The organism is Rubrivivax albus (genome assembly GCF_004016515.1).
Lineage (GTDB): Bacteria > Pseudomonadota > Gammaproteobacteria > Burkholderiales > Burkholderiaceae_C > Rubrivivax > Rubrivivax albus.
Genome location: NZ_SACT01000004.1, coordinates 45,315 through 66,343 on the forward strand (window position 1 = coordinate 45,315; position 21,029 = coordinate 66,343).

Consider the following 21,029-nt stretch of genomic DNA (forward strand, 5'->3'; position numbering starts at 1 on the left):
CGCCGTGGTGCCGAACTTGACCGCCCCGCTGCACGCACCGACCCCTGGGGCATCGGATCGACTGCACGCGCGGCACTGCCTGTCCGAGGGCGACCGCGAGATGGCGTCAGGCCGCAGTGTGCAGGCGGTGGGCACGGACAGCCGGCCGGCGAAGGCCGTGGGCGACGTCGCCGTGCTGGTGCTCGTGCGCTGGCGCGCCGATGCCGGCGCCTGGGGGCTGGCGCGGCTGCCGCTGCAGGGCTGGCCGTTGCGTGCCGTGCCCGGCCTGGTCATGGCCAAGGTGCTGGGCAGCGGGCGCGATGGCGGCTTCGGGCTCATGCCGGGCCTGCTGCACCAGGGCCTGTTCCTGGTCTTCGACGGCGAGGCTGCGGCCATGGACTTCGTGGACGGTTCGCCGCTGATGACGGCGTACCGTGCGCACGCTGCCGAGTGTGCCACCGCGGTGCTGCGCGCGGCCTCCAGCCGCGGCAGCTGGTCCGGTGCGGCCATGACGGTCAGCACCGATCTCCCGGTTCACGGCCCGGTGGCCGCGCTCACGCGGGCGTCCATCCGCCCCGCGCGTGCGGGGGCCTTCTGGCGCCACACGCCGGCGGCACAGTCGGCGCTGGCCGGGGCCGAAGGCTGTCACCTCGCGGCCGGCCTGGGTGAGGCGCCGGTGCTGCGCCAGGCCACGTTCAGCCTCTGGTCGAGCGTGGCGGCGATGAACGCCTATGCCCGACAGGGTGCCCACGGGCAGGCGGCACGCGCCTCGATGGGCGGGGGATGGTTCAGCGAATCGATGTTCGTGCGCTTCGCGCCGCTGGCCCTGGCCGGGCATTGGAAGGGGTGTGACCTTGGCGCGCTCTGAACCCCGCGTGGTGGTCGTGGGCGCCGGCATCGGCGGTCTGGTCAGTGCGCTGCTGCTGGCGCACCAGGGCGTGGCGGTGACGCTGGTCGAGTCGGCCTCTGGCCCCGGGGGCAAGATGCACCGGCTGCGCGTCGATGGTGCCGACGTCGACGCCGGGCCCACGGTGCTGACGATGCGCTGGGTCTTCGAGGAGATCCTCGCCGCGGTCGGGGCCACCCTGGCCGACCTGCCCGCGCTGACCCGCCTGGACGTGCTGGCGCGCCATGCGTGGCGCGGGCATGCGCAGACGCTGGACCTGTACGCCGACGCGGCACGCTCGGTGGAGGCGGTGGGCGACTTCGCCGGCGCGGCCGAGGCGCGCCGCTTCGAGGCCTTCTGCCGCGAGGTGCGGACGGTCTACCGCACGCTGGAGACGCCGTACCTGCGTTCGGCGCGGCCCGACTTCTTCGGCATGGTGCGCAGCCTCGGGCCGTCGGGCCTGGGCACCTTGTCCGGCCTGGGCCCGTTCGCCACGCTGTGGCAGACGCTGGGCCGGCACTTCCGCGACCCCCGTCTGCGCCAGCTGTTCGCCCGCTACGCCACCTACTGCGGTGCCTCGCCCTGGCAGGCGCCGGCCACGCTGGAACTGGTGGCACAGGTCGAGATGGATGGCGTGTGGACGGTGGACGGCGGCATGCATGCGCTGGCGCGTCGCATGGCCGACCTGGCGGCCGCCCGTGGCGCGGTGCTGCGCTGGCACAGCCCCGTGCAGCGCATCCTGCTCGACGGTGGCCGCGCCTGCGGCGTGCAACTGGCCAGCGGCGAGACCCTGGCCGCCGATGCCGTGCTGTTCAACGGCGACCCGCAGGCCCTGGTGCAGGGGCTGCTGGGCGATGCCGTGCGCCGCGCCGTGCCGGCGGTGCCGGCCGCACAGCGTTCACTGTCGGCCGTGACCTGGGCGGTGCATGCGCCGACCAGCGGCTTCGAGCTCGCACACCACAACGTCTTCTTCGACGACGACTACGCCAGCGAGTTCGACGACATCTTCCGCCATCGGCGCCTGCCTCGGCAGGGCACCGTCTATGTCTGCGCCCAGGACCGCGGCCAAGGCGCCGGGCCGGACCGTGGCGCCGCCGAGCGGCTGCTGTGCCTGGTCAATGCCCCGGCCGATGGCGACCACCGATCCTTCGACGACGTGGAGGTCGATCCATGCGAATTCCGCAGCCTCGGGCTGATGCGGGCCTGTGGCCTGCGCATCGGCGCGACCCATCGCCAGGTGCGGCGCACGACGCCGCAGGACTTCGCGCGCCGCTTTCCGGCCACGGGCGGGGCGCTGTATGGCCAGGCCACGCACGGGTGGATGACGCTGTTCCGTCGCCCGGGCGCAGCCTCCGCGGTGCCGGGGCTGTTCCTGGCGGGCGGTGGGGTGCACCCGGGGCCGGGGGTGCCGATGGCCGCCTTGTCGGGGCAACGGGCGGCGTCGGCGCTGATGGCGCACCTCGCTTCGACGCGCCGGTGGCACCCGGTGGCTACCTCTGGTGGTACGTCGACGCCGTCAGCGACGACGGTCGCCACGCCCTGACCGTGATCGCCTTCGTCGGCAGTGTCTTCTCACCCTACTACCGCCGTGCCTTCCACCGCGACCCGATGACCGACCCGCTGCAGCACTGCGCCATCAACGTCGCCCTCTACGGCGATGCGCGGCGCTGGACGATGACCGAGCGTGCCGCCCGCCACGTGCAGCGCAGCGCGACGGCGTTCGTCGTCGGGCCCAGCCGTGTGCGCTGGGACGGTGGCGCGCTGTGCCTGGACATTGACGAGGTCGGCATGCCCTGGCCGCGCCGGGTGCGCGGCCGCGTGCGCATCTGGCCGCATGGCCTGGCGCGCTGGCGCACGACGCTGGACACCGGCGGTGCGCACCGCTGGGGCCCGATCGCCCCCTGCGCCCGCGCCGAGGTCGAACTCGACGCGCCGGCCCTGCGCTGGCAGGGCGAGGCCTACGTGGACAGCAACGACGGCGACGAGCCCATCGAACGCCCCTTTGCCGACTGGGACTGGTCGCGCGCCACGCTGGCCGACGGCAGCACAGCCGTGATCTACGACGTGCGCGAACGCGGCGGCGCCGGGCGCGTGATCGCGCAGCGCTTCGCCACCCACGGCCAGACCGAGGCCTTCGCGGCGCCGCCCCGCCAGCGCCTGCCGCGCACCGGCTGGCGTGTGGCACGCCAGATCCGCAGCGACGCACCGGCTCGCGTGCACCGCACGCTGGAGGACACGCCGTTCTATGCCCGCTCGCTGCTGGACTGCGGCGTGCTGGGCCAGCGCGTGCAGGCCGTGCACGAATCGCTCAGCCTGCCGCGGCTGCAGTCGCCGATGGTGCAGTGGATGTTGCCCTGGCGCATGCCCCGGCGGCGCTGAGGACCTCACATGTCGTTCTGGGTGTCAATAACAATAGACACATCAAGGTGTATCACTAGAATGACATTGCCCCCGTGCGGGCTTTCGCACGACAACCCAGAGCCCAAGAAAAGGAGCTTGCAACCATGTCCGATTCCGACAAGGTTTGGCCAACCGGTTTGACCGAGGCCGAGTCCGAGGAGGTCCATCGCCACATCATCCAGGGGACTCAGATCTTCGGGATGATCGCGGCGCTGGCGCACCTGCTCGCCTACATCTATTCGCCCTGGCTGAAGTGAAGGAGGGCACACCATGATCTACGGAAAAATCTGGTGCGTCGTGAAGCCGTCGGTGGGCATCCCTCTGATGCTCGGCGCCGTGGCGGTGAGTTCGTTCGCGGTGCACTACGCGCTGCTGACCCACACCACCTGGCTGCCCAAGTACTACGAAGGTGGTGCCAAGCAGACGGCGCAGGCCGAGTCGACGACGAAGCTGGCGCTCGCGCCAGCCGAAGCGCCGAAGTAGCCCACAGCGCTGGCCGCCGTCCCCAGGACGGCGGGCCATGCCGGTGCCGCGCGCTGCGCGGTGGCCGGCATGGCCCGCTGCCGCTCGACGCATGACATCCCTCAGTCGCCACCTGCTGACCAACTGGGTCCGTCTCGGCCCCCGGTTCCTGCCGTTCGCCGACGCGGCCTCGCCGGGCCTGCCGTTGTCGCGCCTGCTGCGTTTGTCGCTGTTCCAGGTCTCGGTGGGCATGGCCCTGGTGCTGATGCTGGGCACGCTCAACCGGGTGATGATCGTCGAGCTCGGCGTGCCGGCGTCGCTGGTGGCGGTGGTCATCGCGCTGCCGGTGATCTACGCGCCGATGCGTGCGCTGATCGGCTTCAAGTCCGACCATCACCGCTCCGCGCTGGGTTGGCGTCGTGTGCCCTACATGTGGATGGGCACGATGATCCAGTTCGGCGGCCTGGCGATCATGCCGTTTGCGTTGCTGGTGCTCTCCGGCGGTGGCGATGCCGGCCGCTGGCCGGCGTGGATCGGCCAGGCCTCGGCGGCGCTGGCCTTCCTGCTCGTGGGCGCAGGCCTGCACACCACGCAGACCGCCGGCCTGGCCCTGGCCAACGACCAGGCCGCGCCGGACAAGCAACCGCGCGTGGTCGGTCTGATGTACGTGATGCTGCTGCTGGGCACCATGGGCAGCGCGCTGCTGTTCGGCTGGCTGCTGAGGGATTTCAGCCCCGGCCGCCTGGTGCAGGTGATCCAGGGCGCCGCGGTGGCCACGCTGGTGCTCAACGCCGTGGCCCTGTGGCAGCAGGAGACGCGCGACCCGCAGCGCGTGGCACGCTGGCGCGAGCGCCCGGCCCGTGAGCCCGACTTCCGCGAGGCCTGGCGTGCCTTCGTGGCCCACGACGGCTCGGCGCGGCGGCTGGCCGCCATCGGTCTGGGCACGCTGGCCTTCGGCATGCAGGACGTCCTGATCGAGCCCTACGGCGGTCAGGTCCTGCAGATGGGCGTGGGCCAGACCACCTGGCTCACCGCCACGCTGGCCGCCGGCGGCCTGTGCGGCTTCGGCCTCGCGTCGCGGGTGCTGGGCCGGGGCGGCGAGCCCGTTCGCCTGGCCCTGCAGGCGGCGCTGCTGGGCGTGCCGGCGTTTGCCGCCATCACCGTGGCCGCACCTGCGCAGTGGCTGGCGCTGTTCGTCGCCGGTGTGGCCGCCATCGGCTTCGCGGCCGGGCTGTTCGGCCATGCGACGCTGACGCTCACCATGAACCGCGCCCCGAAGGACCAAGTCGGCCTGGCGCTGGGCGCCTGGGGGGCGGTGCAAGCCACCGCCGCCGGCGTGGGCGTGGCCCTGGGCGGTATATTGCGCGACGCCTTTGGCGCGCTGGCCGCGCAGGGCAGCCTGGGCCCCGCCCTGGCCGTGCCGGCCACGGGCTTTGCCGCCGTGTACCTGATGGAGATCGTGCTGCTGGGGGCCACCGCAGTGGTGCTGTGGCCCTTGCTGACATCACCGCCGGCGCCGCCGGCCCCCTGAACGCACCGCCTGGAGACGTCGATGAAGCTCTATCACCTGCTGCTGTTGGTCTGGATCCTGTGGGTCACGCTGTGGACGCTCAAGGAAGTCCAGGCCGCCGACCGGCGGCGCAAGGCCAAGAAGAAGTGAGTCTCGCTGGCGCGGCACCATGCCGCGCCGGTGGACGAGTCAACGCCGGCGCCAGCGGGCCAGCCAGCCGCCCAGGCTGGCGACCGCCACGGCCGCCATCACGCCCATGTTGAGCGCCGCCAGCGTGCCCAGCCAGGGGCCGGCCACCGGGCCGGCGATGCGGGCGCCGAAGCCATAACCCTGCCACGCGCCCGCGGCGAACACCGCGGCCAGCGCCAGCCACCGCAAGGTGGGGGCGAGCTTCGGCAGCGCCACAGGCGAACTGGGTTCAGCGCGCACGGTCATCGTTCACGTCCTCGGTCGTTGGGGGTGTCTGCGCGGGGGAGCCGCCTTGCCCGCTCGTGCGGGCTGCGGCGGCCGCGTCGGCCTCGCGCTGGCGCTGGGTCTCCCGCCGGTCGCGTTCCACCGAGCGCAGCTGCCACCAGGCGAACACCAGCACACTGCCGAACACGAGCACCAGCTCGATCAGGATCAACGGGGCATGCTCGCTGCCCATGGTCGTCCTGTGGCGCGCGGCGGCTCAGTACGGCCCGTGCGGCGGCACGAGCTGGCGCTGTGCGAGGGCCGGCCGGGCCAGGGGGCGTTGCAGGGCCTGGCGCTGTGCCAGCTGGCGCTCGAACAGCTGCAGCACCCAGCCCACCCGCTGCGGGAAGTTTCGGGCAGGGATGAACGCCGGGTGCGGGCCGGCGGCGACGGCGTCGACCAGGTAGCGCGTGGCCGGCAGCGGCGGCAGGCTGGCCGCGTCGTGGGCCGGTGCGCGCACCGCCGCGCTGCTGGCCTGCGCCACCAGGGCCAGCTTGCGCCGGCCTGGCACCACGGTGCGCCGGCTCACGGCGTCCAGCCCCTCGCGCGCCAGCTGGTGGCCGATCTCGGCATAGGCCAGGCGTGCGGCCAGGATGGCGGCGCGGCAGTCGCGCGGCAGCGCGGCGATGCCGTGTTCCGCCCGCGCGTAGAGCGCCTCGGCGGCCTGCAGCAGCCGCTGCACGACCGTGGCCAGCGCCGCGTCGTGGCGTGGCTGGGCCAGCCAGGCGTCGGGGTCGATGCCGGCCTCGCGCAGCCAGGCCAGCGGCAGGTAGATGCGGCCGCGGCGGGCATCCTCGCCCACGTCGCGCGCGATGTTGGTCAGCTGCATGGCCACGCCCAGGTCGCAGGCCCGGGCCACGGCGTGGGCATCGCGGGTGTCCATCACCAGGGCCATCATCGCGCCCACGGTGCCGGCCACCCGGGCGGCGTAGGCCTGCAGGTCGTCCAGCGTCTCGTAGCGGCGGCCTTCGAGGTCCCACACGAAACCCTCGAGCAGCGCGTCCAGCAGCGTACGCGGGATGGCGAACCGGTGCACCACGCCGGCCAGGGCCAGGTCGGCCTCGATGGCGCGCGGGCGGCCGGCGTAGAGCGCGTCCAGCCGTTCGTTGAGCTGCGCCAGCGCCTGCAGGGGATTGGCGCCGTCGTCCACGGCGTCGTCGGCCAGCCGGCAGTAGGCGTACAGCGCACAGGCGGGGGCGCGCACGCGCGCCGGCAGCAGCAGCGAGGCGGCGAAGAAGGTGCGCGAGCCACCGCGCATCAGCGCACGGCAGGCGGCGGGGTCGTAGACCGGGGGCGCATGGCGGGTGTCGGGGTCAGGATGCACGGCGGGTCTCCTTCACGGACGGCAGCACGCTCTCCAGCGCCTTGGCCGACATCAGCACACCCGGCACGCCGGCACCCGGGTGCGTGCCCGCGCCCACGAGGTACAGGCCGGGCAGGTCCTCGCTGCGGTTGTGCGGGCGGAACCAGGCGCTCTGCAGCAGCAGCGGCTCCATGCCGAAGGCCGCACCCTTGAACGACAGCAGGCGGTCGTGGAAGTCCTGCGGCGTGGTGATGCGGGAGCTGACGATCTCGGCGCCCAGGCCCGGCAGCACGGTCTCCTCCAGCCGGCGCTGGATGGCCTGCCGGTAGGGCTCGGCCTGGGTGGCCCAGTCGGTGCCGCTGTCCAGGTGGGGCACCGGCGAGAGCACGTAGAAGGCGTCGTGCCCGGGTGGCGCCACCGAGGGATCGGTGGCGCTGGGGCGGTGCAGGTAGAGGCTGAAGTCCTCGGCCAGGTGGTGGCGGCGGAAGATGTCGTCCAGCAGGCCCTTGTAGCGCGGGCCGAGCAGCATCATGTGGTGCGGCACGTCGTCGAAGCGGCGCCGGGTGCCGAAGTACCAGACGAACAGGCTCATCGAGTAGCGGGCCTTGTCCACGCGCTGGTCGGTCCAGTGGCGGCGATGGGTCGGGGCGACCAGGTGCCGGTAGGTCCAGGCGGTGTCGGCATTGCTGACCACGATCTCGGCGTGCCGCCGTTCGCCGCTGGCCAGGCGCACGCCGCTGGCGCGGCCCCCATCGACCGTGATCTCCTGCACCTCGGCGTTGCAGCGCACTGGCACGCCCCGCGAGGCCAGCAGGTTGACCAGGCCGCGCACCAGCGCGCCGGTGCCGCCCATGGCCCAGTGCACGCCGTAGCGGCGCTCCAGCGTGTTGATCAGGCTGTAGATGCAGGTCACGGCAAAGGGGTTGCCGCCGATGAGCAGCGGGTGGAAGCTCAGCGCGATGCGCAGCCGCGGGTCGCGCAGGTGGCCGGCCACCATCTGGTGGATGCTGCGCCAGCCGCGCATGCGGAACAGCTGCGGCGAGGCGCGCAGCAGGTCGCCCAGCGTGTCGTAGGCAATGCTGCCCAGCTTCTCGAAGCCCAGCCGATAGCAGAGGTCCGACTCCTTCACGAAGGCGTCGTAGCCTGGCAGGTCGCCGGGGCTCAGGCGGGCGATCTCGGCGCGCATGCGCGCGGGGTCGCCGCTGTAGTCGAGGTGGCTGCCGTCGTCGAAGCGGATGCGGTAGAACGGCTCCATCGGCCGCAGCTCGACGTCGTCGGCCAGGCGGCGGCCGGCCATCGCCCACAGCTCCTCGAGCATGAAGGGCGCGGTGATGATGGTGGGGCCGGCATCGAACGTGAAGCCGTCCTGCCGCCAGACGCCGGCGCGGCCGCCGGGCTGGTCGAGTTTCTCCAGCACCTCCACGCGCCAGCCCAGGCAGCTCAGGCGCAGGGCGGCGGCCAGGCCGCCGAAACCGCTGCCGATGACGATGGCGCGTGGCGCGTCGTCGGGCACCGGCTGCGGGGGCAGGGCGGTGCCGGTGCTCAGGTCGATCGGCATGGGGTCGCGGCGCATGGTGGCCTTTCAGGTGGCCGGCAGGTCCGTGGCGCTGGCGCGCCGACCGCGCATGGCCCAGGCCCACAGTGCCTGGGCCTGGATGGGCAGCACCATCAACCCGTGCTCCAGGATCGCCAGGGCCAGCAGTGTCGCCACCAGCAGGCCGCCGGTGGCCTGGGCACTGCCGGGGCCGCCTTCCAGCGCGTTCAGCACCACCAGCACCGCCACCACGGTGGCGACCGTCACCGACCAGGGGAACAGCACGTTCATCGGCCGTGCGCGGAAGTAGCTGGCCAGGTAGGCCAGGTGCGCCGGCAGGAATTCGACGCTGAGGTTGCGCACGCCCAGGAAGACGTTGAGCTTGGCGCTCAGCCGCATCACCCACAGCACGCCGAAGGTGGCGATGCCGACCTGGTTGGGCGCGCCCCAGGTCAGCGCCGCGATCACGACGCCCGACGCCAGGATGGCGAGTTCGTGCCACAGCACGGCCAGCGTGGCCTGGCGGAAGCGGGGCCAGCCCTGAAGGCCGGCGTCGGCCGCACGCTGGCGCGGGCCGGTGACCCAGCCGGTGAGGAAGCTCAGCTCGTGCCAGCCCCAGACCAGCAGCGCACTGGTGAAGGCACAGAAGGCGCCGGTGGCCGTGGCCTGGCCGGCGGTGTGCGACAGGCCGGCGAAGGCTGCCAGCGCGAGGCCTGTGGACAGCGCGTGGCTCCAGCGGAAGCTGGTGCGCGGCAGGCCATCCAGCAGCAGCACCAGCCCGGTGGAGAACCACCACACGAACACCGCGAACAGCACCGGTGCCGTGTAGCCGAACAGCGGATCGGTCATCGGCCGGTGCCTGGTTGGCGGTTCATGCGGTGGTGGCTCACCAGGCTGGTGCCACACGCACCTGCGTCGGCAGCGCATGGCGCTTCACCGGCATCAGGTACAGCCGCGCGAAGGTGGCCGCACCGGCCACCGCCAGCCCGGCCTGCTGCAGGCGGCCGACGAGGCCGCCGCGGGCCTTGGCCGCCTCCATGCGCTCGGACAGGCGGAACAGGCGGTCCAGGCCGGCGCGGAAGGCGGGGTGGTCGGTGTCCAGCGAGATCGGAAAGACCTGCCTGGAGATCTCGGTGGTGATGTCGAAGACCTGGTAGTCGTAGCTCGTCGGGTCCAGGCCCATGGCCTGCTTGAGCATCGGCCGCGTGTGGTCGCGCACGTACATCGTGGCGTAGACCGCCAGCAGGAAGAAGCGGATCCACAGCAGGTTGCCGCCGCGCAGCAGGTGCGGGTGCGCACGCATGATCAGCGCGAACGACTCCCCATGGCGGAATTCGTCGTTGCACCAGCGCTCGAACCAGCGAAAGATCGGGTGGAAGCGCAGTTCCGGGTGACGCTCGAGCTGGCGGAAGATGGTGATGTAGCGCGCGTAGCCGATCTTCTCGCTCAGGTAGGTGGCGTAGAAGATGTATTTGGGCTTGAAGTAGGTGTACTTCTTGGTGCGCTTGAGGTCGCCCAGGTCCAGGCCGAGCCCGAAGTCCCTGAGCGACTGGTTGATGAAGCCGGCATGGCGCGACTCGTCGCGCGCCATGAAGCGCATCAGCGCCTTCACGTCGGGGTTCTGCACGTGCTTGGCGATCTCGTTGTAGAGCACGCAGCCGGAGAACTCCGAGGTCACCGAGCTGACCAGGAAGTCCAGGAACTCCTGCTTGAGTTCCGGCGTCCAGCGCGCCATCTGGGTGCGAGCCTCCTCGCCGAAGGCGGCGTCGCGCTGGAAGTGGTCGTGGTTGTTGTCGCCCTCGTACTCCGACATCATCGCGTCCCACTCGGCGCGGATGGCGCTCACGTCGATGCGGTCCATCGCGGCGAAGTCGGTGGTGTAGAAGCGCGGCGTCAGCAGCGTTTCCTGCTTGGCCTTGGCCGCGGCGGCGGCACTGCTGTCGATGGCGTGGGTGGCTTGGACGGCGGACATGGGGGTCTCCTTGAGGTCGCGCCCGGCGTCAGAGGCCGAGCAGGCGCGCAAAGGCGCCGGCGTTCGTCGGCCCGAAGGCCAGCAGGTCGAGGGTCAGGCCGGTGGCCGGGTCGCGCAGCGTCAGCCGGCCGTCGGCGCCGACGGCGAGCTCGAAGGCCGCGCTGCTGGTGGCGACACCGCGGATGCGCCGCTCGCGCGTCATCGCGCGCAGCACGCCACGCACGAAGCCCTGTTCGCCGTGCAGCGTGTCGAGCAGCGTGCCGGTGGCGGCGTCGTGGATGGCGATGCCGTGGTCGGCGGTGTCGCTGAAGTGCAGGGTGCGCCATTGCAGGGCTGCGGCCTCGCGCTGGGTGGCGGCCGGCTCGGCGGCTGGGGCCGGCGATGTCCAGCGCACGACGGCCGTCCCGGCCACCGACAGCACGGCCACTGCCGCCAGCGCGAGCAGTGGCGTACGGGACATCGGGGTGGTCAGCGTGGCCATCGTCGGCTCCGGTTCAACGAGATGCCAGCGCCGGCTGCGCGCCCTGCGGCACGGTCGTGGCGGGCGCGGCGGCGGCCACACCGAGGCCGCCGTGGTGCTGTGCCCAGGCGCGCGTCAGGCGTGCAGCCACCTGCTCGCCCTGCGGCAGGCAGCGCAGCATGGGTTCGGCGCGGCCCAGGCGCCAGGGCCGTGCGTGCGGCCACAGCGTCAGCCAGGCGATGCCGGGGCCGGTGGACTCCAGGCGCAGCGCGACGTCGGCCGTGCCGCGCGGGCCGGGCCGCAGGTCGGCCGCCACGATGCGCTTCAGCGGCAGGTTGAAGGTGATGGTCAGCACGATGCCGATGCGCATCACCACCCGGCGGTCGGTCAGCGTGTATAGCGTCGCCCGGGCCGACAGCCAGGCCAGGCCGCTGACCAGGCCCAGGCCCAGCGCCGACAGGGCGATGGCAGGCGCCATCGCGCGCAGCGTGTCCGCCGCGCTGTGGCCGCCTTCGGTCCAGACCACGGCCTGCATGGCCAGCAGGGCGGTGAAGTACAGCGTCAGCTTGCGCACGTGGAAGGCGCGCACGGCCAGGGCACGCCAGTCGGGTGCGCCCTGCCAGAGCAGGGTCTCGTCGCGCGGGAGCGGCTCCGGCAGCCCGGGCTGGGGCTCGAAGTCGTGCTCGGGCACGTGGGCGGATCCGTGGGACATGGCGGGGCTCTCGCGTGCGAATCAGGGGTCAGAAGAACGGCTCGGCGCGGTCCGGGTCGGCATACAGCGTGCCGGCGCCGTAGTAGGCGGCGATGCGGTCCTCCTCTCGCAGCGTCACCTGGTCGGGGTGCCGTGTGGCAGGCACGCCGGCGAACTGCGCGCCCATCAGCGCCTTGACGTGCACGCCAGTGCGCACGACGCGGGCGAAGTTCATCGGCAGCAGCACGCGCCGCGTGCCGTCGGCGGTGGCGACCTCCACCTCCAGGAAGCGGAAGATCATCTCCATGCGGTCCAGCCAGGCGTCGGTGCAGGTGCCGGCCACGACCCCGTCGGCGCCGATCACCGGCAGACCGCGCGGGTCCACGCTGCCGTGGGCGACGCCGAAGTCCTCGCCCCAGTCGCGCAGCGGGCGGATCTTGGGCTGACCCTCGAGGTCGGGGTCGGGCACGTCGGCGCGCAGCGCCCAGGCGCCCGGGCCCACGCCGGCCGTCAGCGGGTCGCCCACCGGCACCAGCGGCGCGGCGGCGTAGCCATGGGCGGCCTCGGCCGAAATCTCGGGTTGCGGGTCCATCGCGCGCGGTACGGTCACCGTGCTGCCGTCGGGCAGCGTGTAGGTCTTGGGCCGCGGCACCGGCCAGCCGGTGATGGTGGTGTCGCGTTCATGGTCCACCTGCATCGGGTAGCCCTCGCGGTGGTTTTCGCGCACGAGGTAGTAGATGAGGCCCGCAAAGAAGATCCAGAACAGGTACAGCACGAGCTGCGCGACGTCCACGGACTGGGTGATGGCTCCGGTTCCCATAGGTCTCTCTCCAGGCGAATCCGATCAGCCCGGCAGGTCGGCCAGGCCGATCTGCGGGGTGGCGGGGGGGCGGCGGCGGCCGAAGGGCCGCACCAGCGGTCCGATGGCCACCAGCGCGGCGAACAACAGCAGGATCTCGAGGTGGTAGACGACGCCGTAGCCGGTGATCGGGCTGGCCAGGACCGGGCCGAAGGCGCCGTCCAGGGCAACGGACGAGACCACGTCTCGCAGGGCGCCGCCGACCGCGACGGCTAGGCCGGCTGCGGTGGCCTGCACCGCGCCCCAGGCGCCGAGCGCCAAGCCGGCCTGGCCCGGGCGTTCCAGCGCCATGGCCGCGGTGAGCGTGCCGACGGCGAACAGCCCGCTGCCGAAGCCGACCAGCACGGTGCCGGCGCGGAACAATGCGGGCAGGCCCATTGGCGCGGACAGGATCACCAGCGCGAAGGCCGGCAGCCCGATCAGCGCGCCGGTGGCGGCCACGCGGCCGGCGTCGCTGCCGCGGCCCAGCCAGCGCGCGGCCAGCGCGAAGGCGACGAGCGCACCGCCGGCCATCATCGCGGTGAGCGAACTGGTGGCGCCCACGCCCATGTGCAGGATCTCGCCGCCATAGGGCTCCAGCACCACGTCCTGCATGCTGAAGGCCGCGGTGCCCAGGCCCACGGCCCACAGGAAGCGGCGGGCGCCCGGCTGGGCGATGAAGGCCCGCCAGCGCGGCGCGAAGGCCGGGGCGGGTTCGCTGGCCCGGCGCCGACGTGTCGGGTCGCGTGCCTCCTGCCGCCAGACGGCCACCACGTTCAGGGCCAGCGTGCACACGGCCGCACCCTGCACGACCTGGATCAGCCGCGTCGGCGAGAAGTCGGCCAGCAGCAGCCCTGCCAGCGTGCCGCCTCCGGCCAGGCCGACGAGCAGCATCACGTACATCAGCGCCACCACGCGCGCCCGGGTGGACTCGGGGGCCAGATCGGTGGCCAGGGCCAGGCCGGCGGTCTGCGTGATCTGCGCGCCGGCGCCCACCAGCAGAAAGGCCAGCGCCGCGGCGACGGGGCCGAGACCCGGGATCCCCGCCTCGCCGCGGCCGGTGAGCAGCAGCAGCGCAAAGGGCATGATGGCCAGGCCGCCGAACTGCAGCCCGGTGCCGATGAACAGGTAGGGCACGCGCCGCCAGCCGATGGCCGAGGCGTGGGTGTCGGAGCGGTGGCCGATCAGCGCCCGCAGCGGCGCGGCGACGATGGGCAAGGCCACCATCAGTGCCACCAGGCTGGCGGCCAGGCCCAGCTCGACGATCATCACCCGGTTGAGCGTGCCCACCAGCAGCGCCAGCGCCATGCCCACCGAGACCTGGAACAGCGACAGCCGCAGCAGCCGCGGCAGCGGCAGCTCGGCGCTGGCCGCGTCGGCGAACGGCAGCCATTGCGCCGGCAGCTTCTTGGCCAGGCGGGCGGCGAAGGGCAGGCGGCGCGGGGTGTTCATGGCGGTCAGGCGGCCGTGCCCGCCGGGCGCAGTTCCAGCGCCTGCGACGTGTAGAAGCCGCTGGCCACGCGCTGCGTGCGCACCGGGTGCCACAGCGGCGTGTGCGTGGCCAGCATGGTGCGCAGCCGGGTCTCGGCCATGGGCTGCAGTGCCGGCGAACGGTCGCCGCGCGGGAACATGCGGCCCACCGCGTGCATGGCCGCCAGCGCCGGCGTGCGCGGTGCGAAGGTGAACAGCAGGCTGCCGCGCGTGCGTGCCGTCAGCGCCTGCAGCACGCGCACGGCGTCGGGCAGTTCGTAGTGGATCAGCGAGTCCATCGCCACCACGTGGTCGAAGTGGCCCAGGCCCGGGTCCAGCAGGTCGCCGGCGCGGAACTCGATGCGGCCTTCGCCCAGGTCGTGCGGCAGGCGCTCGCGGGCCAGGTCCACCAGCGTGGGCGACAGGTCCACCGCCAGCACGTCGGCGCCACGCCGCGCGGCCTCCACGGCCAATGCGCCGGTGCCGCAACCGGCGTCCAGCAGGCGCAGACCGCGCAGGTCGGCCGGCAGCCAGGACAGCAGCGTGGTGCGCATGCGGTCGCGCCCGGCGCGCACGGTGGCGCGGATGCGGCCCACCGGGGCGTCGGACGTCAGCCGCGCCCAGGCCTGCGCCGCGGTGCGGTCAAAGTAGTGCGCGATCTCGCCGCGGCGCTGGTCGTAGCCGCCGACGGGGCTGCGGGTGCGCATGTCCATCAGTCGAATCCCAGCAGGTCGAAGAGGTCGCGGTCCTTCATCGGCACCGCGGCATAGGGGTCGCCGCCGGCCCACAGCGAGGCGGCCAGGCGCAGGTACTCCTCCTGCACGGCACGCACCTCGGGCGAGTCGTCCATCTCGAACAGCGTGGCCTTCTTCAGGCGGCTGCGGCGGATGGCGTCCAGGTCCGGGAAGCGCGCCATGGTCTTCAGCCCGACCATGTGGTTGAACTTGTCGATCTGGTCGGTGCCGGCCGAGCGGTTGGCGATGACGCCGCCCAGGCGGACCTTGTAGTTCTTCGCCTTGGCGCCGATGGCCTGCACGATGCGGTTCATCGCGAAGATGGAGTCGAAGTCGTTGGCGGTGACGATCAGCGCGCGGTCGGCGTGCTGCAGCGGCGCGGCGAAACCGCCGCAGACCACGTCGCCCAGCACGTCGAAGATCACCACGTCGGTGTCGTCGAGCAGGTGATGTTCCTTCAGCAGCTTGACGGTCTGGCCGACCACGTAGCCGCCGCAGCCGGTGCCCGCCGGCGGGCCGCCGGCTTCGACGCACATCACGCCGTTGTAGCCTTCCCAGACGAAGTCCTCGGGTCGCAGCTCTTCGGCGTGGAAGTCCACGCCCTCGAGCACGTCGATGACCGTGGGCATCAGCTTCTTGGTCAGCGTGAAGGTGGAGTCGTGCTTGGGGTCGCAGCCGATCTGCAGCACGCGCTTGCCCAGCTTGCTGAAGGCCACGCTGAGGTTGGAGCTGGTGGTGCTCTTGCCGATGCCGCCCTTGCCGTAGACGGCGAAGACCTTGGCGGTGCCGATGCGCAGGTTGGGGTCGAGCTGCACCTGCACGCTGCCCTCGCCGTCGCCGCAGCCGGTGCCGGCGCGCTTGAGGGCCAGGCCATCGGCCCGCCTGAGTTCGGTGAGCGGGACTGAAGCGACGTTCATGCGGCCATCCTTGGGGTGTAGACGCCTTCGAGGCGGTCCTCAAGCTCGTCGCCGGCGCGTTGCAGCGCGTCCAGCATGTCGGCATCGGGGGTCCAGTACTGCCGGGCGCTGGCCTCGAGCAGACGCTGCGCGACCTTGGCCGACGCGTGCGGGTTGAGCTGGGCGAGGCGATCGCGCATCGCCGGGTCCAGCATGAAGGTCTGGGTGAGCTGCTGGTAGACCCAGGGCGCGACCTGGCCCGTGGTGGCCGACCAGCCCATGGTGTTGGTGATCGCGCTCTCGATCTGGCGCACGCCCTCGTAGCCGTGGGCCAGCATGCCTTCGTACCACTTGGGGTTGAGCATGCGCGTGCGCGTTTCCAGCGCCACCTGCTCGTCGAGCGTGCGCACCGTGCCTTCGCCGTGGGTCTGGTCGCCGATGTAGACCGGTGCCACGGCGTCGCCGGAGCCGGCCGCGCCCGCGGTGCCTGCCGTACGCTTGGCACGCGCGATGGCGCGGCTGATGCCGCCCAGCGTGTCGAAGTAGGTGTCGATGGTGGTCACGCCCAGCTCCACCGACTCCAGGTTCTGGTAGGCCAGCGCCACGCCGGCGAGCACGCTGTCCAGCAGCGCCGGCTGCTTGCTGGGCCGGCCGTCGCGGCCATAGGCGAAGCCCTTGCGCCGGGTGTAGGTCTCGGCGAGCTCGTCCTCGCCGTCCCAGCGGCTGTTGTCGATGAGCATGTTGACGTTGGCGCCGTAGGCGCCCTCGGCATTGCCGAACACGCGCAGCGCCGCGGTTTCCAGTGCGCCGCCGTGCGCCGCCTGGTGGGCCAGCGCGTGCTTGCGCACGAAGTTCATCTCCGGTGGCTCGTCGGCCGACGCGGCCAGCCAGGCGGCTTCGGCCAGCAGCTTGATCTGCAGCGGCAGCAGGTCGCGGAAGATGCCCGAGAGCGTGATCACCACGTCCACGCGCGGCCGGCCCAGGCTGGCCAGCGGCAGCAGTTCTGCACCGGCCAGGCGGCCGTAGCCGTCGAAGCGGGGCTTTGCCCCCAGCAGGGCCAGCGCCTGGCCGATGGGCGCGCCCTCGGTCTTGAGCGTGTCGGTGCCCCAGAGCACCAGGGCCACGGTCTCCGGGAAGGCGTGGCCGTCGGCCCGGTGGCGCGCCAGCAGGCGCTCGGCCTGGCGGGCGCCGTCCTGCACCGCGAAGGCGCTGGGCAGGCGGAAGGGGTCGAAGCCGTGCAGGTTGCGCCCGGTGGGCAGCACGTCGGGGTTGTGCAGCAGGTCGCCGCCCGGGGCCGGGCGCAGCCAGCGGCCGTCCAGCGCATGCAGGATGGCGGCGATCTCGTGGTCGTCGGCCAGCTGTGCGCCGGCGGTGCCCAGTTCCGCGAGCCGGGCCAGCAGTGCGTCGTCGGCCGGCAGGCCGGCGGCCGCCATCGCCTGCTTCGGGCTGCGGCCCTCCACCAGCGCCTGCAACGCGGCATCGGGAAGCGCCTTGCCGCCGTCGGCCGAGGCCGCGTTCATGGCGCGAAGGAAGTCCAGCCGCTCGGTCGGCGTCAGTGGCCGGCCCACCACGTGCAGGCCATGCGGGATCAGCGTGGTCTCGGTCTCCAGCACGGCGCGCCAGAGGCAGTCCACCTGGTTGGCCAGGCCGCCGGCCGGCAGTTCGGTCCAGGCCGGCTCGGCCGCGGTGAATTCCAGCTGCGCGGCCTGCGCTTGCAGCAGTGGTGTCAGCGCCTCGCGTTCGGCGTGGGCCTCGGGCGGCAGCGCGCGCCAGCGCTCGATGCTGGCCTTCAGGTCCACCAGGCCCTTGTACAGGCCGGCCCGGCCCACCGGCGGCGTCAGGTAGCTGATCAGCGTGGCCGCGGCGCGGCGCTTGGCGATCGTGCCTTCCGACGGGTTGTTCGACGCGTAGAGATAGAAGTTGGGCAGGTCGCCGATCAGGCGGTCGGGCCAGCAGGTGCCCGACAGCCCGGCCTGCTTGCCGGGCATGAACTCCAGCGCACCGTGGGTGCCGAAGTGCAGCACGGCGTCGGCGGCGAAGTCCTCGCGCAGCCAGCGGTAGAAGGCCGTGAAGGCATGCGTGGGCGAGAAGCCGCGCTCGAAGAGCAGCCGCATCGGGTCGCCTTCGTAGCCCATCCCCGGCTGGATGCCGACGAAGACGTTGCCGAAGCGTTCGCCCAGCACGTGGATCGAACTGCCGTCGCTCTGGATGCGGCCCGGCGCCGGCCCCCACTGGGCCTCGATCTCGGCCAGGTGCGGTTCGCGCCGCACGTGGTCGTCGGTGGCGATGCGGGCGTGCACGTTGGCCGCTGCACCCAGGCGCTCGGCATTGCCCTGCACGATGCGTTCGCGCAACGCGTCGGGCGTGGCGGGCACGTCCACCGTGTAGCCCTCGTGGCGCAGCGCCAGCAGCAGGTTGTGCAGGCTCTCGAACACCGACAGGAAGGCGGCGGTGCCGGTGTTGCCGGCATTGGGCGGGAAGTTGAAGAGCACGCAGGCCACGCGCCGCTGTGCGCGCTCGCTGCGGCGCAGCGCCACCAGCCGCGCCACCCGGGCGGCCAGCACTTCGGCGCGCTCGGGGCAGCTGTGCATGTCGTGGGCATCGGCCGCGGCCTCGAAGTGGCAGTGGCGGGCGCAGCCGTGGCAGGCGGCGCCGGCGGCGTCGCTGCGGCCACCGTAGACCATCGGCCCGGTGGAGCCGTCGAGTTCCGGGATGGCGACCATCATCGTCGCCTCCACCGGCATCAGGCCGCGCTCGGAGCCGCCCCACTGCTCCAGGGTCTGGAACTCCACCGGCATCACCGACAGGTAGGGCACGTCCAGCGCCGCCAGCGTGGCCTCGGCGGCGCGGGCGTCGTTGTAGGCGGGGCCGCCGACCAGCGAGAAGCCGGTCAGCGACACCACGGCGTCCACCGTCGGCCGGCCCTGGCGTAGGAAGAAGGCCTCCACCGCGGGTCGGGCGTCGAGCCCGGTGGCGAAGGCGGGCAGCACGCGCAGGCCGCTCGCCTCGAGCGCCGCGATGACGCCGTCGTAGTGCGCGGTGTTGCCGGCCAGCAGGTAGCTGCGCATCAGCAGCAGGCCCACGGTGCCGGCGGGCTGCTTCGGGCCCGGCAGTGCGGCGGCGTCCTCGGTCAGCCGGTTGGGCAGGCGTGGGTGGTAGACGCCGACCTCGGGGTAGGCGCGCGGCGCGTCGGGCCGAGCCCGTGCACGCAGCGGCTCACGCGGCCCGGCGGCGTAGCGCTGCACCAGCAGGTGCACGAGGCTGGCCACGTTGTCCTGCGAGCCGGCCAGCCAGTACTGCAGCACGAGAAAGTAGATGCGCAGGTCCTGCGCCGTGCCGGGGATGAAGCGCAGGATCTGCGGCAGCCGGCGCAGCAGCGCCATCTGCTGCGCGCCAGCACTGGGCTTGGCCGCGCCTTCGGTCTCGCCCTTGCCGGACATGCGCTGGCGCAACTTCTTCAGCAGCGCCGTCATGCCGGTGGCCTGGCCGTCCATGCTGAAGCGGCCCATGCGGGTGAGCTTCATGACCTCGCCGGCCGACATGGCGCAGACCATCGCGTCGCAGTGGTCGCGGCGCGCCCGCAGCGCGTCGATCACCGGCAGGAAGTGGTCCTCCATGAACAGCATCGTCGCGATGACGATGTCTGCAGCGGCGATGTCGGCGTGGCAGCGGGCCAGCGCCGCAGGCTTGTCGTTCCACTCCGCCGCGGCGTGCACGGTGAAAACGAGGCCGGGCAGGTCGGCGGCCAGCGTGCGCGCAGCGCGTTCGGCGGCGCTGGCGAGGTGGCTGTCCATCGTCACCAGCGTCACCCGCATCGGGATGCCGGCGGCGCGGGTGGACTCACGCGCTGAAATGAGCCTTGGCATCGTAGAGGGTCTCGACGGTGATCAGCGCCACGCCGCGGTCGCGGGCGAAGCGTTCGGTGTTGCGCCGGGCCTTGCCGCGCACGAAGAAGGGAATGCGGTGCAGCTCGCGTTCCGCGTCGGCGGCCCACTGAGGGTCGACGGCGGCTGCGCCCGCGGTGGCGGGCACGACGATGGGGGCGGCGGCCGGGGCATTCACCTCGGGCGCGGCAGCAGGTACGGGCTCAGCCGCGACCGGCGTGCCGCTGCGGCCCAGGTGCGACGGCGTGGCCTGGCTGTGGAACTCGAAGTCGTCGCGGAACATGTGGAGCAGGTGCTCCTCCAGGCCCATCATCAGCGGCTGCACCCAGGTGTCGAACATCACCGCGCTGCCTTCCACACCCATCTGCGGCGCGTAGCGGGCGGGGAAGTCCTGCACGTGCACCGGGGCGGAGATCACCGCGCAGGGCAGGCCCAGGCGCTTGGCCACGTGGCGTTCCATCTGTGTGCCCAGCACCAGTTCGGGCTGCAGTTCGGCGATGCGCGCTTCGACTTCGAGGTAGTCGTCGGTGATCAACGGCTCGAGGCCGAATTCGGCGGCCGCGGCACGCACGTCGCGTGCGAATTCGCGGCTGTAGCTGCCCAGGCCGACGACGGTGAAGCCCAGCTCGTGCGCCGCCACGCGGGCCGCGGCCACCGCATGCGTGGCGTCGCCGAAGACGAAGACGCGCTTGCCGGTGAGGTAGTTGGAGTCGACCGAGCGTGCGTACCAGTCGGCGCGCCAGTCCAGCGCCTCGCGCGCGGCAAAGGCGTCCAGGCCTGCCAGCGCCGCCACTTCGTCGACGAAGGCGAGCGTGGCGCGACGGCCAATGGGCACGGTGCGCGTGCGCGGCATGCGGTGCGTGCGCTCCAGCCAGGCGGCGGCGGTGTCGGCGATCTCGGGGTAGAGCACGACGTTGAAGTCGGCCTCGGTCAAGCGTTGCAGGTCGGCCGGGGTGGCGCCCATCGGCGCGGCCACGTGAACGTCCACGCCCAGCCTGTCGAGAAGGGCACGCACCTCGCGCAAGTCGTCGCGGTGGCGGAAGCCGAGTGCGGTGGCGCCCAGCAGGTTGCAGCGGGCACGGCGGCCGCCGCGCTCGGACCGCGGCGCCGGCGCCGGGGCCATGGCCCGCACCAGGCGATAGAAGGTCTCGGCGGCGCCCCAGTTCTCCTTGCGCTGGTAGCTCGGCAGCTCCAGCGGGATCACCGGAATGTCCAGTCCGAGGGCCTCGGCCAGACCGCCGGGATCGTCCTGGATCAGTTCTGCGGTGCAGGATGCGCCGACCAGCAGCGCCTGCGGCTGGAAGCGTGCCACGGCGTCGCGCGCGGCGGTCTGGAAGAGCGCGGCGGTGTCGCCGCCCAGGTCGCGCGCCTGGAAGGTGCTGTAGGTGACGGGCGGCCGCCGGTCGCGGCGCTCGATCATCGTGAACAGCAGGTCGGCGTAGGTGTCGCCCTGGGGCGCGTGCAGCACGTAGTGCACGCCCTGCATCGCGGTGACCACGCGCATTGCGCCGACGTGCGGCGGGCCTTCGTAGGTCCAGAGCGTGAGCTGCATGGTCT

The 21,029-nt window shown here is 72.6% G+C and carries 20 protein-coding genes; 6 read left to right on the forward strand and 14 right to left on the reverse strand.

Annotated elements, in window-relative coordinates; translation table 11 throughout:
- The first annotated feature begins 16 nt into the window (after positions 1-16).
- From ENE75_RS25345 to ENE75_RS13330, 6 genes are all read left to right on the forward strand, one after another.
- Positions 17-847 carry a spheroidene monooxygenase gene (locus ENE75_RS25345; RefSeq protein ID WP_233259065.1) on the forward strand — a complete coding sequence of 277 codons (831 nt, stop codon included), beginning with the start codon at positions 17-19 and terminating at the stop codon, positions 845-847.
- Positions 834-2,408 carry a 1-hydroxycarotenoid 3,4-desaturase CrtD gene (crtD, locus tag ENE75_RS13310; protein WP_233259066.1) on the forward strand — a complete coding sequence of 525 codons (1,575 nt, stop codon included), beginning with the start codon at positions 834-836 and terminating at the stop codon, positions 2,406-2,408. Before ENE75_RS25345 ends, crtD begins: the two co-directional genes overlap by 14 nt.
- Positions 2,342-3,244, forward strand: a complete 903-nt coding sequence (locus ENE75_RS13315; RefSeq protein ID WP_128198818.1) for a carotenoid 1,2-hydratase family protein — start codon at positions 2,342-2,344, stop codon at positions 3,242-3,244. Before crtD ends, ENE75_RS13315 begins: the two co-directional genes overlap by 67 nt.
- 125 nt (positions 3,245-3,369) lie before the next feature.
- Positions 3,370-3,522: a light-harvesting antenna LH1, beta subunit gene (pufB, locus tag ENE75_RS13320; protein ID WP_128198819.1), complete on the forward strand. Its 153-nt coding sequence runs from the start codon at positions 3,370-3,372 to the stop codon at positions 3,520-3,522.
- 13 nt (positions 3,523-3,535) lie between these two features.
- Positions 3,536-3,748, forward strand: a complete 213-nt coding sequence (locus ENE75_RS13325) for a light-harvesting protein (RefSeq protein ID WP_128198820.1) — start codon at positions 3,536-3,538, stop codon at positions 3,746-3,748.
- A gap of 91 nt (positions 3,749-3,839) precedes the next feature.
- Positions 3,840-5,258 carry a PucC family protein gene (locus tag ENE75_RS13330; RefSeq protein WP_128198821.1) on the forward strand — a complete coding sequence of 473 codons (1,419 nt, stop codon included), beginning with the start codon at positions 3,840-3,842 and terminating at the stop codon, positions 5,256-5,258.
- 168 nt (positions 5,259-5,426) lie between these two features.
- Here ENE75_RS13330 and ENE75_RS13335 read toward each other — a convergent pair whose 3' ends face one another.
- Genes ENE75_RS13335 through bchB form a run of 14 tightly spaced genes read right to left on the reverse strand, consistent with a single transcriptional unit; the run spans position 5,427 to position 21,024 of the window.
- Positions 5,427-5,672, reverse strand: a complete 246-nt coding sequence (locus ENE75_RS13335) for a hypothetical protein (RefSeq protein WP_128198822.1) — start codon at positions 5,670-5,672, stop codon at positions 5,427-5,429.
- Positions 5,656-5,883 carry a hypothetical protein gene (locus ENE75_RS13340; protein ID WP_128198823.1) on the reverse strand — a complete coding sequence of 76 codons (228 nt, stop codon included), beginning with the start codon at positions 5,881-5,883 and terminating at the stop codon, positions 5,656-5,658. Before ENE75_RS13340 ends, ENE75_RS13335 begins: the two co-directional genes overlap by 17 nt.
- 24 nt (positions 5,884-5,907) lie before the next feature.
- Positions 5,908-7,014 carry a phytoene/squalene synthase family protein gene (locus ENE75_RS13345; protein ID WP_233259067.1) on the reverse strand — a complete coding sequence of 369 codons (1,107 nt, stop codon included), beginning with the start codon at positions 7,012-7,014 and terminating at the stop codon, positions 5,908-5,910.
- Positions 7,004-8,566 (reverse strand): phytoene desaturase, encoded by a 1,563-nt coding sequence (locus tag ENE75_RS13350; RefSeq protein WP_233259068.1) that lies wholly within the window; start codon positions 8,564-8,566, stop codon positions 7,004-7,006. The genes ENE75_RS13345 and ENE75_RS13350 overlap by 11 nt, the downstream gene beginning before the upstream one ends.
- Positions 8,567-8,575: 9 nt before the next feature.
- The gene (puhE, locus tag ENE75_RS13355; protein WP_128198825.1) at positions 8,576-9,376 is read right to left on the reverse strand and encodes a putative photosynthetic complex assembly protein PuhE; all 801 of its coding nucleotides are present in this window, start codon (positions 9,374-9,376) and stop codon (positions 8,576-8,578) included.
- 37 nt (positions 9,377-9,413) lie between these two features.
- The gene (gene acsF / locus ENE75_RS13360; protein ID WP_128198826.1) at positions 9,414-10,499 is read right to left on the reverse strand and encodes a magnesium-protoporphyrin IX monomethyl ester (oxidative) cyclase; all 1,086 of its coding nucleotides are present in this window, start codon (positions 10,497-10,499) and stop codon (positions 9,414-9,416) included.
- A 28-nt stretch (positions 10,500-10,527) separates the two neighbouring features.
- On the reverse strand, positions 10,528-10,980 hold the full coding sequence (puhC, locus tag ENE75_RS13365; RefSeq protein WP_128198827.1) for a photosynthetic complex assembly protein PuhC: 453 nt from the start codon (positions 10,978-10,980) through the stop codon (positions 10,528-10,530).
- Between the two features lie 13 nt (positions 10,981-10,993).
- Entirely contained in the window at positions 10,994-11,671 is a 678-nt protein-coding gene (puhB, locus tag ENE75_RS13370; protein WP_128198828.1) for a photosynthetic complex putative assembly protein PuhB, read from the reverse strand.
- A 28-nt stretch (positions 11,672-11,699) separates the two neighbouring features.
- Complete coding sequence (gene puhA / locus ENE75_RS13375) at positions 11,700-12,470, reverse strand: photosynthetic reaction center subunit H (RefSeq protein ID WP_128198829.1); 771 nt, start codon at positions 12,468-12,470, stop codon at positions 11,700-11,702.
- Positions 12,471-12,494: 24 nt separating this feature from the next.
- Positions 12,495-13,940, reverse strand: a complete 1,446-nt coding sequence (locus ENE75_RS13380; protein ID WP_128198830.1) for a BCD family MFS transporter — start codon at positions 13,938-13,940, stop codon at positions 12,495-12,497.
- A 5-nt stretch (positions 13,941-13,945) separates the two neighbouring features.
- Positions 13,946-14,671, reverse strand: coding sequence for a magnesium protoporphyrin IX methyltransferase (bchM, locus tag ENE75_RS13385; protein WP_233259069.1), 726 nt, complete (start codon positions 14,669-14,671; stop codon positions 13,946-13,948).
- Positions 14,671-15,609: a ferredoxin:protochlorophyllide reductase (ATP-dependent) iron-sulfur ATP-binding protein gene (gene bchL / locus ENE75_RS13390; RefSeq protein WP_128198831.1), complete on the reverse strand. Its 939-nt coding sequence runs from the start codon at positions 15,607-15,609 to the stop codon at positions 14,671-14,673. Before bchL ends, bchM begins: the two co-directional genes overlap by 1 nt.
- Positions 15,606-19,454, reverse strand: coding sequence for a magnesium chelatase subunit H (locus ENE75_RS13395; RefSeq protein WP_128198832.1), 3,849 nt, complete (start codon positions 19,452-19,454; stop codon positions 15,606-15,608). Before ENE75_RS13395 ends, bchL begins: the two co-directional genes overlap by 4 nt.
- Positions 19,429-21,024, reverse strand: a complete 1,596-nt coding sequence (gene bchB / locus ENE75_RS13400) for a ferredoxin:protochlorophyllide reductase (ATP-dependent) subunit B (RefSeq protein WP_128198833.1) — start codon at positions 21,022-21,024, stop codon at positions 19,429-19,431. Before bchB ends, ENE75_RS13395 begins: the two co-directional genes overlap by 26 nt.
- Between the last annotated feature and the right edge of the window lie 5 nt (positions 21,025-21,029).

Coding starts and splice junctions, on each gene's coding strand:
- puhA (WP_128198829.1), bottom strand. CDS start 12,470: ATGGGAACCGGAGCCATCACCCAGTCCGTGGACGTCGCGCAGCTCGTG.
- pufB (WP_128198819.1), top strand. CDS start 3,370: ATGTCCGATTCCGACAAGGTTTGGCCAACCGGTTTGACCGAGGCCGAG.
- ENE75_RS13380 (WP_128198830.1), bottom strand. CDS start 13,940: ATGAACACCCCGCGCCGCCTGCCCTTCGCCGCCCGCCTGGCCAAGAAG.
- ENE75_RS13325 (WP_128198820.1), top strand. CDS start 3,536: ATGATCTACGGAAAAATCTGGTGCGTCGTGAAGCCGTCGGTGGGCATC.
- bchL (WP_128198831.1), bottom strand. CDS start 15,609: ATGAACGTCGCTTCAGTCCCGCTCACCGAACTCAGGCGGGCCGATGGC.
- ENE75_RS13340 (WP_128198823.1), bottom strand. CDS start 5,883: ATGGGCAGCGAGCATGCCCCGTTGATCCTGATCGAGCTGGTGCTCGTG.
- ENE75_RS13335 (WP_128198822.1), bottom strand. CDS start 5,672: ATGACCGTGCGCGCTGAACCCAGTTCGCCTGTGGCGCTGCCGAAGCTC.
- acsF (WP_128198826.1), bottom strand. CDS start 10,499: ATGTCCGCCGTCCAAGCCACCCACGCCATCGACAGCAGTGCCGCCGCC.
- bchM (WP_233259069.1), bottom strand. CDS start 14,671: ATGGACATGCGCACCCGCAGCCCCGTCGGCGGCTACGACCAGCGCCGC.
- ENE75_RS13395 (WP_128198832.1), bottom strand. CDS start 19,454: ATGCCAAGGCTCATTTCAGCGCGTGAGTCCACCCGCGCCGCCGGCATC.
- bchB (WP_128198833.1), bottom strand. CDS start 21,024: ATGCAGCTCACGCTCTGGACCTACGAAGGCCCGCCGCACGTCGGCGCA.
- puhB (WP_128198828.1), bottom strand. CDS start 11,671: ATGTCCCACGGATCCGCCCACGTGCCCGAGCACGACTTCGAGCCCCAG.
- puhC (WP_128198827.1), bottom strand. CDS start 10,980: ATGGCCACGCTGACCACCCCGATGTCCCGTACGCCACTGCTCGCGCTG.
- ENE75_RS13350 (WP_233259068.1), bottom strand. CDS start 8,566: ATGCGCCGCGACCCCATGCCGATCGACCTGAGCACCGGCACCGCCCTG.
- puhE (WP_128198825.1), bottom strand. CDS start 9,376: ATGACCGATCCGCTGTTCGGCTACACGGCACCGGTGCTGTTCGCGGTG.
- ENE75_RS13330 (WP_128198821.1), top strand. CDS start 3,840: ATGACATCCCTCAGTCGCCACCTGCTGACCAACTGGGTCCGTCTCGGC.